This window comes from Rhodococcus sp. GQ147, from assembly GCF_059759155.1.
In genome coordinates this window covers 186,101-208,166 of the sequence record NZ_JCAXDU010000007.1, presented here as the reverse complement: position 1 = coordinate 208,166, position 22,066 = coordinate 186,101, and the positions used below count along the sequence as shown (strand labels likewise).

Sequence of the window (22,066 nt, the reverse complement as noted above, 5' to 3'; positions counted from 1 at the left end):
CTGCGTCGAACCGGATATGAACCTGCGAAACGCGTACCGCATCATGGCCGCTCAGGACGGCGTCATCACCCGAGCACAAGCACTGGACTGCGGAATGAGCGCTTCCGCTGTCGACCGACGAGTCGAGAACGGCGACTGGTTCGCGCTCGCACGCGGCGTCTACCTGCGTGCCGACCGGGAACGCACGCCGGCTGTGGCGCTACGGTCAGCCGTCTACGCGGCAGGTCCGGAAGCGGCAGCCTGGGGACCGAGCGCGGCATGGTGGCACGGACTGCTCGACCGCGCTCCTTCTCTCCGCTACGTGACCGTGCCGCAGAAGCGCACCCTCGCCCGACGCCACGGGGTGCGGGTACGCCGACGCGACCTCCAGCGACGCGACGTCGTCGTAGTGCGCGGTCTACCGGTCACCGCGCTGCCACTCACAGTGCTCGAAGCCGCCGTCGAACTGCCGACGGGTTCGGTGCTCATGGACCGCGCGCTGCAGCGTCACACCTCGCTACCCGCACTCGAGCAGGCACATCGAAGGAATCTCGGACGTCACGGCGCACCCCGCGCCGCTCATCTGTTGTGCTCGGCTCGCGAAGGCGGCCACTCCCAGGCCGAACGCATCTTCCACCGACTACTCCGTGGTGCGGGGTTCACCGGGTGGCGAGCACACGCGATGAGCTGCGGCTTCGAGATCGACGTGGTGTTCGACGCCGAGCGGGTCGCGGTCGAGATCGACGGGTGGGCCTGGCACCGCGACGCCGAGCGACACCGCCGCGACGCCGAGAGGCAGAACGTCCTGATCAACGCCGGCTGGCACGTGCTGCGCTTCACCTGGCACGCGATCACCCAGGAACCCGACGAGGTGGTGCGGCAGATCCGTCAGGCCCTGAATCGGACTTCGGTGGGTTGAACCCCGCTGAGCGGGGTCGGATCCACCCGAATCAGCGGAGGCGGAAGATCACGACGCGCTGGACGACGAAGTTGATCACCGTCGCGACGCCTTGGGCGACGACGAAGGCGAAGGGCGTGACCCACCACTCGTCGCCGAGGGCTTCGTTGAGTACACGGTTGATGCCGACCTGTGCGGCGAACGTCACTGCGTAGAGGACCACCACGGCTGCGAAACGAACGCGGCTCGGCGGGGCCTTGAAGGTCCAGCGGCGGTTGACCAGGTAGGCGGTGGTGGTGCCGGCCACGAACGACAGGGCCTTCGCGACGTCGCGCGTGACGCCCAGGGCCATGAGCAGGACGTACAGGCCGTAGTCGACGATCGCCGAGAACCCACCGGTCAGGACGAACCGTGTGAGCTGCGTCTTCAGGTCCAGCGCTTCGTCGGCCGTCGAATCGGTCAACGGCAGTTCGGGAGCCAGTGGGGCGTGATGCTCCGGCAGCGGCTGCACATGGTCGTGGGATTCCGGCACGCAGACGAGGGTAACGCCCGTGAGGAACAGCATCTTGCCGGGTGACCAGGACACACGGGTAGCCTTTATCCCGATGTCCACGACAGCTACGGAGCAGGCGAGCGAGCCGCTCCCCACCCAGACCCGCACCCTGACCGGCTGGGGGCGCACTGCGCCGACCACCGCAGAGGTGCTGTCCACCCCCGACGTCGAAGTGATCGCCAAGGCGGTCGCGCGGGTCGCGGAAGACAACGAGTCGAAGCCGTCGCACCTGCGGCGCGGCGTGATCGCACGCGGGCTCGGACGCTCCTACGGCGACCCCGCGCAGAACGCGGGCGGGCTCGTCGTCGATATGACGGCGCTGAACAAGATCCACAGCATCGACCGTGACTCCCGCAAGGTCGTGGTGGACGGTGGTGTGAGCCTCGACCAGCTCATGCGCGCCGCGCTGCCGTTCGGTCTGTGGGTGCCCGTCCTGCCGGGCACGCGCCAGGTCACCATCGGTGGAGCGATCGGTGCCGACATCCACGGCAAGAACCACCACAGCGCGGGCAGCTTCGGCAACCACGTCAAGTCCATCGACCTGCTCACCGCCGACGGCCAGGTCCGCACGTGCACCCCCACCGGGCGCAACGCCAAGCTGTTCTGGGCGACCGTGGGCGGAATGGGTCTGACAGGCATCATCCTGCGCGCGACCATCGAGATGACCCCCACGGAGACGGCGTACTTCATCGCCGACAGCCGCCGCACCGAGTCGCTCGACGAGACGATCGCCCTGCACAGCGACGGTTCGGAAGCGAACTACGACTACTCCAGCGCATGGTTCGACGCCATCTCGCCGGAGCCGAAGCTCGGCCGCGCCGCAGTCTCCCGAGGCAACCTCGCGAAGCTCGACCAGCTGCCGAAGAAGCTGCAGAAGGACCCGCTCAAGTTCGACGCGCCGACCCTGCTGACCCTGCCCGACGTATTCCCGAACGGGCTGGCCAACAAGTTCAACTTCTCGGTGATCGGTGAGCTGTACTACCGGAAGACGAAGAACGCCGACAACCAGGTCCAGAATCTGACGGCGTTCTACCACCCCCTCGACCTGTTCGGGGAGTGGAACCGCGGCTACGGACCCAACGGCTTCCTGCAGTACCAGTTCGTGGTGCCGCCGGAAGCGGTCGAGGAGTTCAAGAAGATCATCCGCGACATCCAGGCGTCGGGACATCACTCGTTCCTCAACGTGTTCAAGCTGTTCGGTGAAGGGAACAAGGCTCCGCTCAGCTTCCCCATCCCCGGCTGGAACATCTGCGTCGACTTCCGGATCAAGCCGGGCCTGAACGAGTTCGTGCGCGAACTCGACAAGCGGGTCCTCGAGTTCGGTGGTCGCCTCTACACCGCGAAGGATTCGCGGACCGACGCGGAGACCTTCCACGCCATGTACCCGCGGATCGACGAGTGGCTGAAGGTGCGCCGCTCCGTCGACCCCACGAACGTCTTCGCCTCCGATATGTCCAGAAGGTTGGAACTCCACTGATGATCAACGCCGTCGGCAATCCCCAGACCCTGCTGCTGCTCGGTGGCACCTCCGAGATCGGCCTGGCCATCGTCGAGGAGTACCTCCGCAAGGCACCGGCCCGCGTGATCCTCGCGGCCCTGCCCGGCGACCCGCGTCGTGAGGACGCCGTCGCCCAGGCGAAGTCCGCGGGTGCGACGCAGGTCGACCTGATCGACTTCGACGCGCTCGACACGGCGAGCCACCCGGCCGTCATCGACCAGGCGTGGAAGGACGGCGACGTCGACATCGCGATCGTCGCCTTCGGTCTGGACGCCGACGCCGAGGAGCTGTGGCAGAACCAGAGCAAGGCCGTGCGGGTCGCGGAGGTCAACTACACGGCCGCCGTCTCCGTGGGTGTGCTGGTGGGCGAGAAGATGAAGGCGCAGGGCTTCGGGCGCATCATCGCGATGTCGTCGGTTGCCGGCGAGCGCGTCAAGCGCGCCAACTTCGTCTACGGTTCCACCAAGGCCGGCCTCGACGGCTTCTTCCTCGGACTCGGTGAGGCGCTGCGCCCGTTCGGGCCGCGCGTGACCGTCGTGCGCCCCGGCCAGGTGCGCACGCAGTTCAGCGCGCACGTCGACGAGGCCCCGCTCACCGTGAACAAGGAAGATGTCGCGAAGCTCGCTGTCGCGGCCTCCGATCGCGGCAAGGAGATCGTCTGGGCGCCGGGCACCTTCCGGTTCGTGATGATCGTGCTGCGTCACCTGCCGCGCGCGATCTTCCGCAAGCTGCCGATCTGACAGACGTGCACCCTCTGCCCCGCCGGACCCGTTTCGGCGGGGCAGTCGTCTTTTCGGGGTCTACCGGACGTAGCCGGTTCCGCTGTGGATCATCCCGGGCGGCCCGTAGCACCAGTGGTTGATCGACCCTTCGTTCACGAAGACACCGTTCACGATGCCGTCCTGCCCCGCCTCGTTCGTCGCGTAGCCGACACCCGGCGCCCCGACGACGATGCACTGGTAGGGATCGACGCCGTGGTGGTCGTACAACCGGCCGTCGATGGGACCGCCGGGCGCACCCGGTTCGATCACCGGATACGCCGAGGCCTGCGCCGCCCCGAAGACGAGGAGAGGTGCCGTCGCGAGCGTTGCAAGGGCCGCACGAACTGCTTTACCTGTCATGATCTGAGCCTTCCGTTCGGATTCCCCGGGCGGTACCGACAGCCCGGTTTCCCGACGCAACTTCCAGGATGAACGTCCCGACCGGTGGACGGCGGCGTTTTTGCGGCGCGGATCGGGCCACCACTCGTCTCGCGGACGCATCTCTATGCTCGTGGGGTGCTCGCCGACACTCCTGTAGCAGTCGCCCCGTTACGCCGTGCCGTCTCGACGCTCGTGCAGTTCGTCTGCGCAGCGCTCGTCGCAGCACTCGTCGCCGCGGTGGGGCTGTTCGCTTTCGACCGTGTGCAGTGGCCGGCGTTCAATTCGTCGAACGTGACGCAGGCCGTCACCACCGTGATGCAGTTCGCGGCACTCGCCGTGCTCGGCCTGTCGATCTATCTGTTGCGTCGCCGCAGATGGGTGACGGGGGCGCGGGTGCTGTCGTGGGCGGCGCTGTCCGGCCTGGTCACCGCGACCCTCGGGATGCCGCTCGCCGCGACCCGCCTCTACCTGCACGGCATCTCCGTCGACCAGGAGTTCCGCACCCAGTTCCTCACGCGACTGACGGACAGCGCGGCGTTGCGCGACATGAACTACGCCGACCTGCCGTCGTTCTATCCGGCCGGGTGGTTCTGGATCGGTGGCCGTGTCGCGAATCTGCTGAATATGGACGGCTGGGAAGCGTTCAAGCCGTATGCGATCGGCTCGCTGGCGGTCGCGGCGGTCGTCGCGCTGGTGCTGTGGTCCGAACTGGTCCGCTCCGATCTGGCGGTGCTCGCCGCCACCGCGACGACGCTGGTCGTGCTGGCCTACGGTTCGCCGGAACCCTACGGAGCGGTGATCGCCGTGCTGGTCGCGCCGGCGTTGGTGCTGGCCTGGGGTGGTTTCCTACCCGCTACACGCGGTGGCCGGGGACGACAGGGTTGGGGTGCCGTCGTGGGGACGGGCCTGTTCCTCGGTCTCGCCGCGACCTTCTACACCCTCTATCTCGGTATCGCGGCGTTCGCGGTGACGGTGATGGCCGTCGTCGCGGCGTACCTCGCGCGTCGCGCCACCGGGTCGTGGCGGGCGGTCCTTCCGGTGCTCGTCCGTCTCGTGGTGATGGCGTCGATCGCGGTGCTCGTCGCGTTGATCGTGTGGGCGCCGTTCGTGTTCGACGTGCTGGGCGGTAATCCCCCGTCCGAGTCCGGGACCGCGACCCACTATCTCCCCGATGCCGGTGCGCGACTGCCGTTGCCGATGTTCCACATGTCCCTGATCGGACTGTTGTCGTTGCTGGGCACCGTGTGGCTCGTGGGCCGGGCGTCGTCGTCGCATCGGGCGCAGGCGCTCGGGCTCGGGGTGATCGCGGTCTACCTGTGGTACCTCGCCTCGATGGCGTTGACCGCCGTGGGCAACACCCTGCTCGCGTTCCGTCTCGAGGTCATCCTGCTCGTACTGCTCGCTGCGGCAGGCGCATTCGCCTTCGTCGACTTCTCGCGTTGGATCAGCCTGGCGACCAGCGAGAATCCGCGCGTGCGCAGGGTTCTCGTGGCGGTGGGTGCTCTCGGTGCGCTGGCGTTCACCCAGAACATCCCCCAGGTGCTCGGGAGCGAGATCACCGTCGCCTACACCGACACCGACGGGGCCGGTGAACGCGCCGACCAGCGACCCGCCGGAGCCGCGTCCTACTACGCCGAGGTGGACGACGTCCTGCTGTCCCAGCTGGGCGCCGAGCGTGACGACCACGTGGTCCTCACGGCCGACACGTCCTTCCTCGCCTACTACCCGTACTTCGGTTTCCAAGCCCTGACCTCGCACTACGCCAACCCGCTGGCGGAGTTCTCCGCGCGGGCCGCAGCGATCGAGGAGTGGTCGGAACTCTCCTCCCCCGGCGAACTGCTCGCCGCCTGGGAGGAGTTGCCGTGGAGAGCCCCCGACGCCGTCGTCTTCCGGCAGGGCGCCGAGGGCTACACGCTGCGTCTGGCCGAGGACGTCTACCCGAACGATCCCAATGTGCGGCGGTACACGGTGACCTTCCCCAAGGAACTGTTCGACGATCCCCGATTCACCTTGACCGAGGTGGGGCCGTTCGTCGTCGTCACCGCGACGGACGAACCGGCATGATGCGACGAACCCCGATGTCGCGCAACCACAATCCACCCCAGACCAGAATTCCGGTGTAGATCGGGAAGAGAGTCGTACTGACGATGGGCTGTTCGGTGAGCAGATTCGTCGCGACAGCACCGCCGAGATAGCCGGTGAGGAGTACGGCGCCGAGGATTGCGGTAGGCGGCAGGACGTAGGCGATCAGGCAGACGAGTAGGACGACGCCGAACACCCGGTTGAGGCTCGGGTCGAACCCGAGATCGGCCATCGCTTCCTGCACCTGCGAAACGTTGGCGATGTGGATGATCGAGTCCCACAGCAGGAACAGGACGACGAGACCGCTGACGATCAGGCCTGCGATGCGGGCGGCGCGTGAGGGTGCCGCGGCGATGTCGTCGCGGGTGCCGGTGGTGGATGCGGTGAAGGTGTTCATGACGGCCTCCTGGTAGGTGGGCAGCGGTGCTGTCGCAGATACCGACCGGGCAGGAGCCGGAATCTCATCGCCGCTGCGGTAAGGTCGCGGCGAGTCGTACGGGGGGTACGACGGAATCGGGGGATTCGATGAGCGACGTTCTGTATGTGCCGATCCGACGCCGCGACAGTTCCGGGCACGTTCGGCTCGAGATGCGCACACTGCCCGACGGCCGGCTGGCGTTGCCCGCCTACACCTCACCGAAGGAACTGGTCCGCTGCTGTGGACCGCAGCAGCCGTGGATGGGCGTCGACAGCACAGGGCTGCAGGAGATCCACCGGACCACCGGGTACGACGTGGTCCTGCTCGACGGTCGACAACCACCGCCACCCCGGTCGGGGACGACGACCGTCCGTTCGAGGCCCCACTCGGCAGGAGAGCGACCCGGTGAGCATCGACATCGGCGACCTCGACACGGTCGCGAAGCACCTGGCGACCGGAGCGATGGGCATCGACGAACTCGGATCCGATCCAGCACCGATACCCGACGCGGGTGCCGCCACAGCACTGCTCGTCGACGCTCTCGGGTCGATTGCTTCCGCGCTGGACGCGGCGGTCCGGTCGCTGGCCGATGCAGCAGACGCCGCCCAGGACAGTCTGCGCGCCTACCAGGACGCCGAGTCGCACACTGCTCAGGAGATGGCGAAGGCCGGTGAGGGATGAGCCTCGACACCCGAGTCTTCGGCGACCCCACCTCTTGCTACGCATGCGCGGATTCGCTCACTGCCCTCGCCACGGGTGTGAACGACCGACTGAAGGCGGCACGCGACGGACGCACCGAGTCCGAGTACGAATTCAGAAGCCCTGCGGGAGATGCGTTCCGCACGACGCTCGACCGCATCATCACGGGGACGACCGAGGCCGCAGACCAGATCGACGTGATCGCCGCTGCCCTGCGCGCATTCGCCGACGGACTCGTCACCGTCCGGTCACGCATGTCGCAGGCCGAGGCGACAGCGGCGGAAGCCGGTATTCCCGTGGAGTTCGGCGTCGGGATCGGTGAGCCACTCAACGTCGATCCGAACTCGTACGACATTGCACCCCAGGTACTTCGGGCGAAACAGATCGCAGCCTACGAGGCGGCTGCGGGGTTCGTTACGGAAGGTCGCGCGGCCGAAACTGCAGCGCACAGCGCGCTCGCGGAAGCCTTGCGCGGGCCGACGACGATTCTGAAGGACGCAGAAGCCCAGTGGGGATGGCTCTTGGCCCATTCCGTGGGCGGATACATAGCGACGACAGTCTCCGAGCTGTCGAAATGGGGCAACGAAGCCGCTACGCGAGGTGCGACGCTCGCCCGGCTGCGTGAGCTTGCTGCCGAAGCGGCGCGGCTGGGTGATCCGTACCCGGAAGCGACGGCGGCCAGGGCTGTTCGAGCTTTCCAAGGTGGCGCGGACGATACAGCGCGGTTTGCTGCGGAGAACTCTCGACTGCTTGCTGGGCTCGGTGACAACAAATTCATCGAATCCTTCGGTCGCACCGCCGGCGACTATTTACCGAAAGGTTCGGCATTGGCACAGTTCGGCTCGAAGGTGCCCGTCGTGGGAGGCGTTCTCACCGGACTTCAGACTGCCTACGATGTAGCGAATGCCGAAACCACCGGGGACGCAGTCGAAGCAGTCGCAAAAGACGTCGGCGGTTTCGTTGCAGGAACCGTGGCTACCGAGCTGATCCTCGCGAGTGCAGCAGGAGGTCCCGTGACATTGCTCGCCGTCGGCGCGGGGGTCGGTGTCGCATTCGGTGTGGGCGAAGTGATCGAACACTGGGACGATATCTCCGGCGCTGCCGGTTCCGCGGCGCGCTGGGTGGGAAATCTTTTCTGAGGACATAAATGAATACAACCGACCTGCCCGCGATTCCCGATCCGAACACCGGAGAGCCGCGACCACCCCGTGCGCCACGCATCTACCAGAGAATCGAGCACACGCCGACCGACAGATCCCCACGGAAGCCTCCGGAAGCGCCGGAACATCTCGGACCCGTTCTCGAATGGCTCCAGCCCACCGCCCGTGACCAGTACACGAGCGCGCTCTTCATCGTGGGCATCTCGGTCGCGTACCTCACCCTCGTCGACGGAGGCCTTCGCTGGACCCACATGTGGGTCATGTGGGTCATCATAGCTGTGGGTGCGTGGGTGATGTTCGGCGCCACCAGGAACCATTGGACCGCAGTCGGATCCACCTGGGTACAGTGGCGCGACGATTGGGTTGACACCTATCACCTCACCTGCATCCGATTTTCAGCCGACGGGACGAACCGCGTTCTCCGGCTGAAAGACGCCCACGGCAACGAGATCCATTCGTTCAAGATCAGTGAGATCCAACGCAACCCTGATCTGTGGGACCTCGTCTACAACGGCATCCTCCACTCCGTCGCATCCGGCAACTGCGACATCGACGCCAAGACCCGCCACATCCTGAAGATCCCCTACGAACTCGGGCCGCGCCCAACCAGAAGCGAACGCATCAGAGGACGACGCCGCAGATGGTGAACCCCATCGATCTACCACCGATGCCGGATTCGATCACAGGCGAACCCCGCCCACCCCGGGCGCCCCGCATCTACCACGGCACGGAATACACACCAGTCAAGCGCTCCCCACGAAAGCCGCCCGAGGCACCGGATCATCTCCGCCGCACGCTCGAATGGCTCCAGCCCACCGTCCGCGACAAGTACACTAGTGCCCTTTCCATGGTCTTGCTCTTGGTCGTGTATCTCACCGTCCTCAACGGAGATTTCCGCTGGGTCCACTGGTGGATCATGTGGGTCATCATGACGGTAGGCGCCTGGATGATGTTTCGCGCTACCGCGAACCATTGGACCGCAGCCGGTGCCAGTTGGGTGCAATGGCGCAGCAGCTGGGTCGACACCTACCACCTCACCCGCATCCGCTTTTCCGCAGACGGCTACAGCCGTGTGCTCCGGTTGAAAGATGCCCACGGCAACGAAATCCACTCTTTCAAGATCAGCGAGATCCAGCGCAACCCCGACCTGTGGGACCTCGTCTACAACGGCATCCTCCACTCCGTCGCGTCGGGCAACTGCGACATCGACGCCAAAACCCGCCACATCCTGAAGATCCCCTACGAACTCGGGCCACGCCCCACCCGTAGCGAACGCATCAGAGGACGACGCCGCAGATGGTGAACCCCATCGATCTACCACCGATGCCGGATTCGATCACAGGCGAACCCCGCCTACCCCGGGCGCCCCGCATCTACCACGGCACGGAATACACACCGCTCGACCGCAACCCACGGAACCCACCAGATGCACCGGAGCATCTCGGTCCCACTCTCGAATGGTTCCAACCTCACGTCCGCGAAAAATACATCAGCGCATTTACCCTGATGACCATTACGGTCGCGTTCTTCACAATCTCCAACGGGGATCTTCGCTGGATTCACTGGTGGGGTGCGTGGCTCGTCATCACTGCGGGTGGCTGGCTGATGTTTCGCGGGATCAGGAACTATTGGACGGCAGCAGGATCCACATGGGTGCAATGTCGCGACAGCTGGGTCGACACCTACCACCTCACCCGTATACGTTTCTCCGCCGACGGAACGAACCGCGTCCTCCGGTTCAAAGACGCTCACGGCAACGAGATCCACTCGTTCAAGATCAGCGATATTCAAGGAAACCCTGACCTGTGGGACCTCGTCTACAACGGCATCCTCCACTCCGTCGCGTCGGGCAACTGCGACATCGACGCCAAAACCCGCCACATCCTGAAGATCCCCTACGAACTCGGGCCGCGCCCCTCCCGAAGCGAGCGCACCAGAGGGCGACGCCGCAGATGATGAGCCCGCCGTACCTACGGCAGTCGTGAGGCCAGCAACTCGGCCAGGTGCATGCCGCGCCGCGTCGTGAGGTCGCCGAGCTGGGTACGGCACGAGTACCCGTCGGCGAGGATCACCGCGTCGTCGGATGCCGCCTCGACCGCCGGCAGCAGTTGGGTTCGCGCGACCGCCACCGACACGTCGTAGTGCCCGCGTTCGACTCCGAAATTCCCGGCCAGACCGCAGCAGCCGGCGAGGCGCTGCACGTCGGCACCCGCGCGTCGCAACAGTGCGGCGTCGGCGCCCCATCCCATGACGGCGTGGTGGTGGCAGTGGGGTTGTGCGACGATCCGTGTGCCGTCCAGCGACGGTGGTTCCCAGTCGGCGAGGAGTTCGGCGAGGGTCGTGGTGCTGTCGGCCACGAGACGCGCGGGTGCGGACCCGAGCAGTTCGACTGCGTCGGAACGCAGGACGGCGGTACACGACGGTTCGAGACCGACGATCGGCATGCCGCTGCGGAAGAGTTCGGCGACGGTGCGGCCCAGGATCTTCCGGGCCTGGTCGAGCTGGCCGGTGGTGATCCACGTCAGGCCGCAGCAGCGGGGTTCGTCGGTGAGGTGCACGCTGTGTCCGGCGGCTTCGAGCACGCGCACGGCGGCAACCCCGATCTCCGGGGTGAAGTACTCGGTGAAAGTATCGACGAACAGCAGCACCGGATCGCCCGTGCGGGATCGTCGCGAGAGGGTGTCGGCGAACCACTTCCGGAAGGTGCGGGGCGCGAACCTCGGTACACGGCGGCGGCGGTCGAGACCGGCGACGGTCAACCCGAGCGGGGCGACCCCCGGAGCGCGGACAAGGGCGTTGACGGCGCGTGGCGCACGGGAGGCGATCGCCGCCCACTGCGGCAGCCTGCCGAGACCGTAGTGACTGGCGGGCCGTCGCCGTCCCCGGTAGGTCTGGTGCAGCACTTCGGATTTGAGGGTTGCCATGTCGACCCCGGTCGGGCAGTCGGACAGGCATCCCTTGCACGACAAGCACAGATCGAGCGCCTCGTGCACCTCCGGCGACTGCCACGACTCGTCGACGAGGTGCCCGTTGAGCATCTCCTGCAGCGCCCGTGCTCGTCCGCGCGTGGAGTCCTTTTCCTCGCGGGTCGCGAGGAAGGACGGGCACATCACCCCGCCGGTGCCGGTATTGTCGGCGCGGCACTTGCCGATCCCGGTACACCGGTGCACTGCCTGCGTGAAGTCGCCGCCGTCCTCGAGATAGCGGAAGGCCAGGCCCTCCCGGATCTTCCCGGCCGCCGGGACGCGCAGGTCGGCGTCGACGGGCCGCGGGTCGACGAGCACGCCGGGGTTGAGGACGTTCTCCGGATCGAAGACCGACTTCACAGCCCCGAACAGTGCGAGCGCGTCGGGTGAGTACATCACGGGCAGCAGTTCGCTCCGGGCACGCCCGTCGCCGTGCTCCCCCGACATCGACCCGCCGTATTCGGCGACGAGTTCAGCTGCCTCGAAAAGGAATTCGCGGAACAGACCCGGAACCTCGAGGGGGATGTCGAGGCGGATGTGGATGCAGCCGTCGGCGAAGTGCCCGTAGGGATAGCCGGTGACGTCGTATCCGGCAAGCAGTTCCTCGAAGTCGCGGAGATAGTCGCCGACGCGGTGGGCAGGGACGGCGGCGTCCTCCCATCCCGCGTGCGCGGGCAGTCCCTTCGGACTTCTCGCCGACAGGCCGGCTCCCTCCTCCCGGATACGCCACAGCGCAGCGGCACGCGCCTGGTCCTCGACGTGCAGGACGTCGGTCGCGGCGGCGGCCTGCGCGAGTGCCTTCGCCCGGCCGCGCACCTCGTCGGCGTCGTCACCGGCCAGTTCGACGAACAGCCAGGCCGCACCCGACGGCAGGGGCGGTACCGCCTGCGGTCCGCGCCGGTGCCGGACGATGTCGACGATCCGCGAGTCGAGCCCTTCGCACGCCGTGGGCCGGAAACCCAGTAGTCCGTGCGCGGCGTTGCCGGCGGCGACGATGTCTGGATAGCCGAGCACGACCATCGTGCGGACGGCAGGGTCGGCGACCAGCTGCACCGTCGCCTCGGTCGTGATCCCGAGTGTGCCCTCGCTACCGACGAACAGCTTCCGGACGTCGAAACCGTTCTCCGGCAACAGATGCTCGAGTGCATAACCCGACACCTGCCGGCCGAAGCGACCGAATTCGGTGCGGATGGTCGCGAGGTCGCGGGCGACGATCTCCCGCAACGGTTCCAGCACCGGATCCTCGCCGGGCAGCGTCAGCGGGTGCCCGGTGCCGGTGAGCACTTCGAGCGCGACGACGTTGTCGGACGTGCGGCCGTAGCCGAGCGCCCGCGCCCCGCACGCGTTGTTACCGATCATCCCGCCGATCGTGCACCGGTTGTGGGTGGACGGATCGGGGCCGAAGCGCAGACCGTGCGGTGCCGCGGCGCGCTGCAGTTCGGCCTGCACGACACCCGGTTGCACCCGCGCGGTCCGGGTCTCTGGGTCGACGGAGAGCACCCGGTTCAGGTGACGCGAGAAGTCGATGACCACGCCAGGCCCGACAGCGTTGCCCGCGAGCGAGGTGCCGGTGCCGCGGGAGGTGAGGGGGACACCTTCCCGGCGGCACACGTCGAGGGTCGTGGCGACGTCGTCGATCGATCGGGCGCGCACCACGGCCTGTGGCGGGACGCGATAGAGAGAAGCGTCGGACGAGTACAGCGCGCGCGTGGTCGAGTCGTCGCAGACCTCCCCGATGCCCGCCGCGCGCAGAGCGCGCCCGATCGGGGTGGAGGTCCTCATAGACAGCGATGCTAGTGGCGGGAGGCATCGCTCCGGACGTGGTCGGACAGAACCGCGGAGTACCCGCGAGTGGTGCGAGCGGAGCGGCACGCGCCGGCCCCGTGACGGGACTCGCCTAGCATCGACGCTTGTGCCAGCCGATACCGCTTCGCCCGGGAAAACCGATTCGTCCGACCCGACATCGCGCGTCCGCACAGCTCGGATCGTCGCGATCGTGTCGGGACTGCTCGGGTTCGTGCTGGCTCTGACCCTTCCGTTCCTGCCGGTCCGGCAGGAAACCGGCGAACTGCAATGGCCGCAGAACGGCAGCATCGACAGTGTCGAGGCGCCGCTCGTCACCTACGCCCCGCTCACGCTGCGGGCCAGCGTGCCGTGCGCGGCAGCAGCGCAGCTCGGTTCCGACGGCGGCACCCTCGTCTCGACCATCCCGTCCGGCTCCCCCGACGCCACGGCGGAGGGCCTGGTGATCCGCGCGATACCCGGTGAGGACGGCGCTCCCGGCACCGTCGAGGCCGTCCTGCGCAACTGGGTGCTCGTCTCGGCGCCGCTCGACGAGCCGTGTACGGCCGTGACGGTCGCATCGAACTCCGAACGCACCGCCGCCGAGATCGTGGGCGCCGACCCGCCGGTGGCGATCGAGCTCGAGGGCGACGAGCGGCCGCAGATGGTCGGTGTCTTCAGCGACCTCGGCGGCCCGGCCGGCGCCTTCGAACCCGACGGTGACGACTCCACCGAGCGGTTGTCGGTGCGCGCCGAGCTCGACTCGCGGTTCACCTCGACCCCCACGGTGCTCAAGCTCCTCGCGATGATCGTGTGCGCGCTCGCGACGCTGGTCTCCCTCGTCGCTCTGCATCGACTCGACGGGATCGACGGGCGCCGCGCGCGCCGGTTCCTGCCGGCCCGCTGGTGGCGGTTCACCCTCGTGGACGCGGTGGTCGTGAGCACTCTGCTGCTCTGGCACATCATCGGCGCGAACACCTCGGACGACGGCTACATCCTCAACATGGCGCGGGTGTCCGGCGACGCCGGATACATGGCCAACTACTTCCGCTGGTTCGGTGTGCCCGAGGCGCCGTTCGGCTGGTTCTACGACGTGCTCGTCGTGTTCGCACAGGTCTCGACGTCGAGCGTGTGGATGCGCCTGCCCACGCTCATCGCGGCGATCCTGTGCTGGATGGTCATCAGCCGCGAGGTCATCCCCCGGCTCGGCGTCGCTGTCCGGCACAGCCGGGTGTCGCTGTGGACGGCCGGGCTGGTCTTCCTCGCCTTCTGGCTCCCCTACAACAACGGTCTGCGCCCGGAGCCGATCATCGCGGTCGGTGCGCTGCTGACCTGGTGTTCGATCGAACGCGCCATCGCGACCGGGCGCATGCTGCCCGCCGCGATCGCGGTCCTCATCGCGGCCTTCTCGCTCGCCGCCGGCCCGACCGGCCTGATCGCGGTGGCCGCGCTCGTCGCCGGGATGCGCCCGCTGGTGAAGGTTCTTATCGCGCGCCGACATCTCGTCGGTGTCGTCGCGCCCCTCGCGCCGATCCTGGCGTCGGGCACCGTCGTGCTCATCGCCGTCTTCGCCGACCAGACGCTCGCGTCGGTCCTCGAAGCGACCCGCGTGCGTTCGGCCGTGGGACCGAACGTGCCGTGGTTCGACGAGCGACTGCGGTGGGACGCACTGCTCACCGTCTCCCCCGACGGTTCGCTGGCCCGCCGGTTCGGCGTGTTCGTGATGCTGTTGTGCCTGGTCGTGTGCGTCATGCTGATCCTGCGCAAGGGCCGCATCCCGGGCACCGCTATCGGACCCTCGCGCCGCATCCTCGGCATCGTCTTCGCGTCGTTGCTGCTCATGATGCTCACGCCGACGAAGTGGACACACCACTTCGGTGTGTACGCGGGCCTGGCCGCGTCGGTGGCTGCGCTCGCCGCGATCGGAGTGGGCTCGGTCGGCATCCGATCGGCCCGCAACCGGGCGCTGTTCACCGCCGGGGTGCTGTTCGTCCTGGCGATGGCCTTCACCGGTTCGAACGGCTGGTGGTACGTCTCGAGCTACGGCATCCCGTGGTGGGACAAGCCGCCGTCGATCTCCGGTTACGCCTTCTCCACGGCACTGCTCGGCCTCACGGTGCTCGCCCTGCTCCTCGCCGCGTGGTTCCACCTGCGCGAGCCGTTCACCACGCCACGACCCGACCGCAACGGCAGGGTGCGGGCCCTGGCGTCGGCCCCGCTCACGCTGGTCGCGGCGGCGGTGGTGCTGTTCGAGGTGCTGTCGCTGCTCAAGGGCGCGGTCTCGCAGTACCCGGCCTATTCGATCGCCAAGTCGAACGCGGCGGCCCTCACAGGCAACTCCTGCGGACTCGCCGACGAGGTGCTCGTCGAGTCCGAACCGAACGCGACCATGCTTCAGCCCCTCGACGGTGATGCGGGCGAGGCCCTGGGTGCGGGCACGGCCGTCGGTTTCACCCCGAACGGCGTGGCCCTCGACCTCACCGCCGACGCGGAGACCACCACGACCGGTGGCGCCAACACCGTCGACAGCGAGGAGGGCGGCACCACCACATCCACCAGCGCCGGCACCGAGGGCGGTCGCACCAGCGACGAGGGCATCAACGGCAGCACCGTGAAGCTGCCCTTCGGCCTCGACCCGCAGACCACGCCCGTCCTCGGCAGCTACCGCTCCGGCGTGCAGCAGTCCGCCGAACTCGAATCCGGCTGGTACGCGCTGCCGGAGCGCACCGACGAGACACCGCTGCTGGTCGTAACCGCGGCGGGACGCATCCGCTACGTCGACCCCGACGGTGTCATCACCCCCGGTCAGGACGTGCTGCTGGAGTTCGGTTCGTCATCCGGGGACGACGTGACGCCGCTGGCCACGCTCGCCCCGATCGACATCGGCCCGTCGCCGTCCTGGCGCAACCTGCGCGTGCCGAGCGACGCGATCCCGGCCGACGCCGACGCCGTGCGGATCGTCGTCGACGACGGTGACCTCTCCCCCGACCAGTGGGTCGCGGTCACGCCGCCGCGGATGCCGCGCATGCAGACCCTGCAGGAGGTCGTCGGATCCGACGCCCCGGTCCTCATCGACTGGTCGGTGGGTCTCGCCTTCCCGTGCCAGCGACCCTTCGGGCACCGCAACGGTGTCGCCGAGGTCCCCGAGTACCGCATCCTCCCGGACCGGGTCGGGGCCGACGCGACGAACGGCTGGCAGGACGACATCGGCGGCGGACCGCTCGGCTGGATCCCGCTTCTGCTGAACGCCGAGGCCGTCCCCACCTATCTGAACCACGACTGGGATCGCGACTGGGGATCGCTCGAGCAGTACCGTCCGATCGACCCGGATGCCTCCCCCGCGGAGGTCACCACCGACGTGACGACCCGCTCCGGCCTGTGGTCGCCGGGCCGCATCCGTGACGGGGTCCCCGTCCTGCTGGAGTAAGGGCGAGTGCCGTCACACCACGTCGCCGGATACCATCGACTCCCGTGCCCGACGACGTGACGACCTCACCCGCGCCCGCTCCGACCGCCCCCCGGTCGATGGGCGAGGACCTTCGCACTCGGTACCGGACTGCGCGACTCGTCGCCGTCGTCGCCGGGTTGCTCGGCATGATCTTGGCGCTGGCCACACCGTTTCTCCCGGTCCGCGTGACCGAGGCGACGATGTCGTGGCCGCAGGACGCGGCGGCGACCGACGTCGAACTGCCGCTGATGTCGCAGGTCCCCCTCCAGCTCCGCGCCACCGTGCCGTGCAGCGCCGTCGCGGAGATGCCCGGCGACGGCGGGATGCTGCTCGCGACCGCCCCCACCAACGGGCAGGACGCCGCCCTCAACGCGATGTTCGTGCGGGTCGGCGCCGAGAACGTCGACGTGCTCGACCGCAACGTGGTGGTCGCGACCGCGCCGCGCGCCGACGTCGAGTCGGGTGCGTGCAGCGAACTGCAGATCTTCTCCGACTCCGAACGCACCACCGCCGAGTTCGTCGGCCTCTCGGACGAGAACGGCAACCCGCGGTCGGGTGAGCTCACCGGCGACCTGCGGCCGCTCGTCGTGGGCGTGTTCAGCGACCTGCCGACCGCGGTTCCCGGCCTCGACGTCACCGTCGATGTCGATTCCCGGTTCACGTCGTCGCCGACGCTGGTCAAGTCCCTCGCGATGGTCCTCGCGGTGCTGTCGACGGCACTCGCGCTCGGCGCGCTGGCCAAGCTCGACGGCACGGACGGTCGCGGTCACCGCCGCTTCCTGCCGTCCCGCTGGTGGAAGTTCACCGGCGTCGACGTCGTCGTGGTCCTCACGCTCGTCGGCTGGCACTTCTTCGGCGCGAACACCTCGGACGACGGCTACCTGCTGACCATGGCCCGGGCGGCGGAGAACTCCGGCTACATGGCCAACTACTTCCGCTGGTTCGGTGTCCCCGAAGCTCCCTTCGGCTGGTACTACGACGTGCTGGCGGCGTTCGCGAAGATCTCCACGGCCAGCCCATGGATGCGCATCCCGGCACTGATCGCCGGAATCCTGTGCTGGATGGTCATCAGCCGTGAGGTGGTGCCGCGTCTCGGCCGGGCCGTGCGGCACAACCGCATCGCACTGTGGACCGGTGGACTGGTCTTCCTCGCCTTCTGGCTGCCCTACAACAACGGTCTGCGGCCCGAGCCGATCGTCGCGCTCGGTGCGCTGCTGACCTGGTGCTCGATCGAACGCGCCATCGCGACCGGTCGTCTGCTGCCCGCCGCGACGGCGGTGTTCATCGGCGCCTTCACCCTCGCCGCTGCACCGACCGGCCTGATGTGTATCGCCGCGCTCATCGCCGGCATCCGGCCGATGACGCGGATCATCGTGCGCCGCCACCGCGAGGTCGGCACCCTGCCACTGCTCGCCCCGATCGGCGCCGCCGGGATGCTCGTGCTCGTCGTGGTGTTCTCCGACCAGACCCTCGCCGCGGTCCTCGAGGCGACCCGCGTGCGCACCATCATCGGCCCCAACGAGGAGTGGTGGAACGACTTCCTCCGCTACTACTACCTGATGGTGCAGACCGTCGACGGTTCACTGCCGCGCCGCTTCGCGTTCCTCACGATGCTGCTGTGCCTGTTCACGACGCTGTTCGTGCTGCTGCGCCGCCGCCGGATCCCCGGCGTCGCCGTGAGCCCGACCTGGCGTCTGCTCGGCATCGTCTTCGGCACGATCTTCTTCATGATGTTCAACCCCACGAAGTGGACCCACCACTTCGGGGCGTACGCAGGCATTGCCGGATCGCTCGCGACGGTCACGGCCGTCGTGGTCTCCGCGAGCGCATTGCGGTCGCGGCGCAACCGCACGATTTTCCTCGCCGGAGTGCTGTTCGTCCTGGCGGTGTCGTTCGCCGGCATCAACGGCTGGTGGTACGTCTCGAGCTACGGCGTGCCGTGGTTCGACAAGACCGTCTCGCTGAGCGGCTACCAGTCGAGCTCGCTGTTCCTGGTCCTGTTCGGTCTCGCCCTGGTGCTCGTCGCGTGGCAGTACCTCCGCGAGGGCTACGCACCGCCGCCGGAGTCGCCCGAGACGAAGAAGGGCCGGCGGATCCGCGCCCTCGCGGCTGCGCCGCTCACGGTCGTCGCCGCGGTGATGGTGCTGTTCGAGGTGCTGTCGCTGCTCAAGGGCGCGGTGTCGCAATACCCGGCGTACTCGCTCGCTCGCTCCAACATCGGGGCGGTCGCCGGGCAGACCTGCGGTCTCGCGAACGACGTGCTCGTCGAGGCCGACCCCAACGAGGGACGCCTCGAACCGATCATCGACCCCGCCGATCCGCCGGCAAACGACGACCCGCTCGCCGGTGCGGCGCCGCGCGGTTTCACTCCCGACGGCGTGCCGTCCGACCTGACCGCCGACTACGTCGAGGTCAAGCCGGGCCAGGGCAACACCGACAACCAGAGCGTCGGCCCGACCTTCGAGACGGGCGCGGGCGGCGGCACCACGGGTGGTTCCGGTGAGCAGACCGTCAACGGCAGCACCGTGCGTCTGCCCTTCGGGCTCGACCCGTCCGTCACCCCGGTGCTCGGCAGCTACCAGGAGGGTGTGCAGGAACCCGCCGCGCTCACCTCCAGCTGGTACGCCCTTCCCGGGATCACCGACGAGACGCCGCTGGTGATCATCTCCGCGGCCGGTCGCATCTGGTCGTACGACGACACCGGTGCACTGACCTACGGCCAGTCGCTGCTCGTCGAGTACGGCACCCGCCAGGCCGACGGCAGCGTCGAGGCGAAGGGCACCTACCTGCCGCGCGACATCGGCCCCGCACCGTCGTGGCGGAACCTGCGTGTGCCGCTCGCCGACCTGCCCGACGACGTCGACGCCGTCCGCATCGTCGCCAACGACCCCAACCTCACCGGCGACCAGTGGCTGGCGTTCACGCCGCCGCGCGTCCCCACCCTCGAGCGGCTCGACGCCCAGCTCGGTTCCGAGCAGCCGCTCCTGCTGGACTGGGCCGTGGGTCTGCAGTTCCCGTGCCAGCGGCCGTTCGACCACTGGGCCGGTGTGGCCGAGATGCCGAACTACCGGGTCCTCCCCGACCGTCCGCTCGCGGTGTCGTCGACCGACACCTGGCAGTCGGCCGACAACGGTGGCCCGCTCGGCTTCGCGGAGGTCCTGGCGCGACCCGAGCAGGTGCCCACCTACCTCGAGAACGACTGGGGGCGCGACTGGGGTTCGGTGGAGCGGTACGTGCGCTTCTACCCGAATGCGCAGCCGGCCGAACTGACCACCACCGAGGTGACGAGGTCCGGGTTGTGGAAACCCGCGCCGATGCGCGTCTACGAGTGACGGATGAGGCGCGAGTAACGGAAGTGACGCCGACGGGCGACACACAGGGCATGACGACCTCGAGAAAGATCGCATTCACGGCAGCCCTGGGCGCGGCGCTCGCACTCGGTGTGGTCACCGCTCCCGCAGCGTCCGCGGAGCCTGTGGCGGCTACGACCCTGAGCCCTGTGATCGGCGCGGTCGGTGGCACAGGTTCCGCAGGGTGGGGAGGTCTCCTCGTCAACGAGGGCGTGACCGTCGGTGTGGACCCCGAGCGTCCCGGCTTCTCGCGATTCGGCAGCAGCTTCCAGTGCCCGTGCCTCGTGAACTGGACGAACGTCACCACCGGACAGCGTGGCACCGTCACCCTGCCGATCTACCCGCCCATCCCCTCCGCAGGATGGGAATACCCCTGGTTCGAGACCGGCTCCGGACGTATCGAGGCGGTCGTGACGACCACCGACATCACCTTCCTGCCGGGCCGGGGTTCCTGGACCGTGCCCTGACCCCCGGCCCGGTGGGGCGGCGTCGGATACACCCGACGGGGCCTGTGCACGCACTGGTGCACAGGCCCCGTCGGCAACGGCTCTACAGCGGCAGCAGGTGATGCTTCCGCGGGTTCTTGAACACTTCTTTGTCGCGAAGAAGGTTCAGCGCCTTGCGGATCTCGAGACGGGTGGTCGACGGCTCGATCACCGCGTCGACGTATCCGCGCTCGGCCGCGATGTACGGCGTCGCGACATGCTCGTTGTAGAAGTTGATGAGCTGCTGACGGACCGCCGGAGCGTTCTCGCCCGCGGCCTCGATCTGCCGGCGCCCGATCACCGCGACAGCCGATTCGGCACCCATCACGGCGATACGCGCGGTGGGCCACGCGAAGTTGATGTCGGCGCCGAGCTGCTTCGACCCCATCACGGCGTAACCGCCACCGTAGGCCTTGCGGACCACGACGGTCACCTTCGGGACCGACGCCTCGACATATGAGAACAAGAAGCGGCCGCCACGCTTGATGACGCCGATCTTCTCCTGCTCGACACCGGGCAGGAAGCCGGGGGTGTCGACGACGAACACGAGCGGGATGTCGTAGGCGTCGCACACGCGCACGAAGTGCGCCGCCTTGTCGGCAGCAGCCGCATCGAGGGCACCCGACAGGTACAGCGGCTGGTTCGCCACCACGCCCACCGCCCGGCCGTCGACGCGGGCGTAGCCGGTGATGATGTTCGGCGCGGTCTGTGAGCGGACCTCGAGGAACTCGCCGTCGTCGAAGATCTTCAGCAGGATGTCGTGCATGTCGTAGCCGGAGTTGTCGGCGTCGGGCATGAACGTGTCGAGTTCGAGATCGTCGGGCGTGAGCTCCGGTTCGAGACCAGGATTGATGATCGGAGGCTTCTCCTGCGCGTTGGACGGCATGTAGCTCAGGTACTGCCGCACCCACTCGAAAGCGGCCTTCTCATCCGGCGCGACGTGGTGCACGTTGCCGTACTCGGCCTGCTGACGGGCACCGCCGAGCTCCTCGAGGCTCACGTTCTCACCGGTGACCGCCTTGATGACGTCCGGGCCGGTGACGAACATGTGGGCGCCTTCGGTGGCGACCACGACGTCGGTGTTGATCGGCGCGTAGACCGCACCACCGGCGCAGTTGCCGACGATCACCGAGATCTGCGGGCACAGACCCGACAGCGGCTCGTGACGCTTGCCGATCTCGCCGTACCAGGCGAGCGAGGTGACGGCGTCCTGCACGCGGGCACCACCGGAGTCGTTGATGCCGACGACGGGGCAACCGATCTTGAGGGCGAAGTCAAGGACCGCGGCGACCTTGCGGCCGAACATCTCACCGACGCTGCCGCCGAAGACGGTCTGGTCGTGGGAGAACACCGCGACCGGGCGGCCGTCGACCGTGCCGTGCCCGACGACGACGGCGTCGCCGTACATCGCATCGTCGCGGCCGGGCGTCTTCATCAGCGCGCCGATCTCGACGAAGCTGCCCCTGTCGAGCAGCATGTCGATGCGCTCGCGAGCGCTCGGGATGCCCTTCTTCGCGCGCTTGGCGATCGCGAGTTCGCCGGCAGGCTCCTTCGCGATCTCCAGCTTCTCGCGCAGCTCGGCCAGCTTCTGTGCCGTGGTGCTCAC

At 68.0% G+C, this 22,066-nt stretch carries 17 protein-coding genes and 1 pseudogene; 13 read left to right on the top strand and 5 right to left on the bottom strand.

Annotated elements, in window-relative coordinates:
* Positions 1-16 precede the first annotated feature (16 nt).
* Positions 17-898, top strand: a complete 882-nt coding sequence (locus AC6CID_RS10955; protein WP_064061125.1) for a type IV toxin-antitoxin system AbiEi family antitoxin domain-containing protein — start codon at positions 17-19, stop codon at positions 896-898.
* A gap of 31 nt (positions 899-929) precedes the next feature.
* Here AC6CID_RS10955 and AC6CID_RS10950 read toward each other — a convergent pair whose 3' ends face one another.
* Positions 930-1,463 carry a GtrA family protein gene (locus AC6CID_RS10950; protein WP_308257121.1) on the bottom strand — a complete coding sequence of 178 codons (534 nt, stop codon included), beginning with the start codon at positions 1,461-1,463 and terminating at the stop codon, positions 930-932.
* A gap of 19 nt (positions 1,464-1,482) precedes the next feature.
* Here AC6CID_RS10950 and dprE1 point away from each other — a divergent pair, with 19 nt between their 5' ends.
* On the top strand, positions 1,483-2,907 hold the full coding sequence (gene dprE1 / locus AC6CID_RS10945; RefSeq protein WP_019290337.1) for a decaprenylphosphoryl-beta-D-ribose oxidase: 1,425 nt from the start codon (positions 1,483-1,485) through the stop codon (positions 2,905-2,907).
* Positions 2,907-3,668: a decaprenylphospho-beta-D-erythro-pentofuranosid-2-ulose 2-reductase gene (gene dprE2, locus AC6CID_RS10940; RefSeq protein WP_006553461.1), complete on the top strand. Its 762-nt coding sequence runs from the start codon at positions 2,907-2,909 to the stop codon at positions 3,666-3,668. The genes dprE1 and dprE2 overlap by 1 nt, the downstream gene beginning before the upstream one ends.
* Before the next feature lie 60 nt (positions 3,669-3,728).
* Here dprE2 and AC6CID_RS10935 read toward each other — a convergent pair whose 3' ends face one another.
* On the bottom strand, positions 3,729-4,049 hold the full coding sequence (locus tag AC6CID_RS10935; RefSeq protein ID WP_024102694.1) for a hypothetical protein: 321 nt from the start codon (positions 4,047-4,049) through the stop codon (positions 3,729-3,731).
* Between the two features lie 156 nt (positions 4,050-4,205).
* Here AC6CID_RS10935 and AC6CID_RS10930 point away from each other — a divergent pair, with 156 nt between their 5' ends.
* Entirely contained in the window at positions 4,206-6,134 is a 1,929-nt protein-coding gene (locus tag AC6CID_RS10930; protein ID WP_220667196.1) for an arabinofuranosyltransferase, read from the top strand.
* On the opposite strand, the gene AC6CID_RS10925 is transcribed toward AC6CID_RS10930, so the two are convergent.
* Positions 6,109-6,549: a DoxX family protein gene (locus tag AC6CID_RS10925; RefSeq protein WP_006553458.1), complete on the bottom strand. Its 441-nt coding sequence runs from the start codon at positions 6,547-6,549 to the stop codon at positions 6,109-6,111. The genes AC6CID_RS10930 and AC6CID_RS10925 overlap by 26 nt on opposite strands.
* Before the next feature lie 128 nt (positions 6,550-6,677).
* On the opposite strand from AC6CID_RS10925, the pseudogene AC6CID_RS10920 reads away from it, so the two are divergent.
* The 6 genes and pseudogenes from AC6CID_RS10920 to AC6CID_RS10895 all read left to right on the top strand — a co-directional run.
* Positions 6,678-6,842: pseudogene (locus AC6CID_RS10920) on the top strand (SAV_915 family protein); the annotation flags it as partial.
* Between the two features lie 133 nt (positions 6,843-6,975).
* Positions 6,976-7,251 (top strand): hypothetical protein, encoded by a 276-nt coding sequence (locus AC6CID_RS10915; RefSeq protein WP_024102690.1) that lies wholly within the window; start codon positions 6,976-6,978, stop codon positions 7,249-7,251.
* On the top strand, positions 7,248-8,408 hold the full coding sequence (locus tag AC6CID_RS10910; RefSeq protein WP_498353946.1) for a hypothetical protein: 1,161 nt from the start codon (positions 7,248-7,250) through the stop codon (positions 8,406-8,408). The genes AC6CID_RS10915 and AC6CID_RS10910 overlap by 4 nt, the downstream gene beginning before the upstream one ends.
* An 8-nt stretch (positions 8,409-8,416) precedes the next feature.
* A complete protein-coding gene (locus AC6CID_RS10905; RefSeq protein ID WP_465862227.1) occupies positions 8,417-9,076 on the top strand; it encodes a hypothetical protein in 660 nt (219 codons plus the stop codon).
* Positions 9,070-9,732, top strand: coding sequence for a hypothetical protein (locus AC6CID_RS10900; RefSeq protein WP_498353945.1), 663 nt, complete (start codon positions 9,070-9,072; stop codon positions 9,730-9,732). Before AC6CID_RS10905 ends, AC6CID_RS10900 begins: the two co-directional genes overlap by 7 nt.
* Positions 9,726-10,385 (top strand): hypothetical protein, encoded by a 660-nt coding sequence (locus AC6CID_RS10895; RefSeq protein ID WP_498353944.1) that lies wholly within the window; start codon positions 9,726-9,728, stop codon positions 10,383-10,385. Before AC6CID_RS10900 ends, AC6CID_RS10895 begins: the two co-directional genes overlap by 7 nt.
* Positions 10,386-10,399: 14 nt before the next feature.
* On the opposite strand, the gene AC6CID_RS10890 is transcribed toward AC6CID_RS10895, so the two are convergent.
* The gene (locus AC6CID_RS10890; protein WP_498353943.1) at positions 10,400-13,177 is read right to left on the bottom strand and encodes an FAD-binding and (Fe-S)-binding domain-containing protein; all 2,778 of its coding nucleotides are present in this window, start codon (positions 13,175-13,177) and stop codon (positions 10,400-10,402) included.
* A gap of 130 nt (positions 13,178-13,307) precedes the next feature.
* Here AC6CID_RS10890 and AC6CID_RS10885 point away from each other — a divergent pair, with 130 nt between their 5' ends.
* Genes AC6CID_RS10885 through AC6CID_RS10875 form a run of 3 tightly spaced genes read left to right on the top strand, consistent with a single transcriptional unit; the run spans position 13,308 to position 20,442 of the window.
* Entirely contained in the window at positions 13,308-16,604 is a 3,297-nt protein-coding gene (locus tag AC6CID_RS10885) for an arabinosyltransferase domain-containing protein (protein WP_498353942.1), read from the top strand.
* A 44-nt stretch (positions 16,605-16,648) separates the two neighbouring features.
* Entirely contained in the window at positions 16,649-19,957 is a 3,309-nt protein-coding gene (locus AC6CID_RS10880; protein ID WP_024102683.1) for an arabinosyltransferase domain-containing protein, read from the top strand.
* A gap of 50 nt (positions 19,958-20,007) precedes the next feature.
* Positions 20,008-20,442, top strand: coding sequence for a hypothetical protein (locus tag AC6CID_RS10875; RefSeq protein ID WP_033097841.1), 435 nt, complete (start codon positions 20,008-20,010; stop codon positions 20,440-20,442).
* A gap of 82 nt (positions 20,443-20,524) precedes the next feature.
* On the opposite strand, the gene AC6CID_RS10870 is transcribed toward AC6CID_RS10875, so the two are convergent.
* Positions 20,525-22,066: an acyl-CoA carboxylase subunit beta gene (locus AC6CID_RS10870; RefSeq protein ID WP_064061903.1), complete on the bottom strand. Its 1,542-nt coding sequence runs from the start codon at positions 22,064-22,066 to the stop codon at positions 20,525-20,527.

Excerpts from the sequence above, each read along its gene's own strand:
- AC6CID_RS10955 (WP_064061125.1), top strand. The coding sequence starts at position 17 with ATGAACCTGCGAAACGCGTACCGCATCATGGCCGCTCAGGACGGCGTC.
- dprE1 (WP_019290337.1), top strand. The coding sequence starts at position 1,483 with ATGTCCACGACAGCTACGGAGCAGGCGAGCGAGCCGCTCCCCACCCAG.
- dprE2 (WP_006553461.1), top strand. The coding sequence starts at position 2,907 with ATGATCAACGCCGTCGGCAATCCCCAGACCCTGCTGCTGCTCGGTGGC.
- AC6CID_RS10935 (WP_024102694.1), bottom strand. The coding sequence starts at position 4,049 with ATGACAGGTAAAGCAGTTCGTGCGGCCCTTGCAACGCTCGCGACGGCA.
- AC6CID_RS10925 (WP_006553458.1), bottom strand. The coding sequence starts at position 6,549 with ATGAACACCTTCACCGCATCCACCACCGGCACCCGCGACGACATCGCC.
- AC6CID_RS10910 (WP_498353946.1), top strand. The coding sequence starts at position 7,248 with ATGAGCCTCGACACCCGAGTCTTCGGCGACCCCACCTCTTGCTACGCA.
- AC6CID_RS10905 (WP_465862227.1), top strand. The coding sequence starts at position 8,417 with ATGAATACAACCGACCTGCCCGCGATTCCCGATCCGAACACCGGAGAG.
- AC6CID_RS10900 (WP_498353945.1), top strand. The coding sequence starts at position 9,070 with ATGGTGAACCCCATCGATCTACCACCGATGCCGGATTCGATCACAGGC.
- AC6CID_RS10895 (WP_498353944.1), top strand. The coding sequence starts at position 9,726 with ATGGTGAACCCCATCGATCTACCACCGATGCCGGATTCGATCACAGGC.
- AC6CID_RS10890 (WP_498353943.1), bottom strand. The coding sequence starts at position 13,177 with ATGAGGACCTCCACCCCGATCGGGCGCGCTCTGCGCGCGGCGGGCATC.
- AC6CID_RS10875 (WP_033097841.1), top strand. The coding sequence starts at position 20,008 with ATGACGACCTCGAGAAAGATCGCATTCACGGCAGCCCTGGGCGCGGCG.